Source organism: Paenibacillus cisolokensis, assembly GCF_050481165.1.
Classification (GTDB): Bacteria; Bacillota; Bacilli; order Paenibacillales; family Paenibacillaceae; genus Paenibacillus_AH; species Paenibacillus_AH cisolokensis.
The window spans coordinates 1-615 of record NZ_JBCNFP010000035.1 but is presented as its reverse complement, the minus strand read 5'-3'; the positions used below and the strand labels follow the sequence as shown (position 1 = coordinate 615).

Sequence of the window (615 nt, the reverse complement as noted above, 5' to 3'; positions counted from 1 at the left end):
CTTCAGATAACCCTTGTACTGTTTCCATTCCCGTCTCTGCTCCTCCGCGATCTCGTGCTCTGCCACGCCTTCCAAAGCCGCCATCAACGCCGCAGCGTCCTGCTTGGCGAGGGATCTCCTTACGGCCTCCCATTCACTCGGCAGATGGCCGACAAAACGCTTGAGATCGCGTGCGACATGAAAACGGTCAAGCATGTACAAGCATTGATGGAAGTACGATTCACATTCCCCGATCCACGCCGCTCCGTCTCCGTTTACGACAAGCCACGTGTTCTCATCGATTTCGTAGCGCTCCGCCAGGAAGTCTCCAAACCCTTCCCAGAAGTTGCCCCCGGTCGTATGCAGGTAGTGTTGCTTATTCTTCAGTCGGACACGCTTGCCGCTTTTCTCCCAGCCTTCGTGCACAACCGCAATCGCGTTCTCCATCCCACGCTTCTTGCTCCGCTGCAACTTCGTGTACAAGCCGTCCACTTCCACGAACAGCACGCGCGCCGGTCGCCGCTTTGCAGCCCTCGTCTCTTGCTCCGCCTTTTCGAGCAGCTTCTCCCGAATCGCCTGATGGCTTAGCACGTTGTACCCTAACAATTGCTCCAGCCGCTTCGCGCTGTCCCGATA

At 57.2% G+C, this 615-nt stretch carries 1 protein-coding gene; it reads right to left on the bottom strand.

Going from position 1 to position 615, the window contains the following annotated elements; translation table 11 throughout:
• Positions 1-615, bottom strand: a 615-nt coding sequence (locus ABEV74_RS06685) for an ISLre2 family transposase (RefSeq protein ID WP_430144585.1), incomplete at both ends; no start/stop codon positions are given.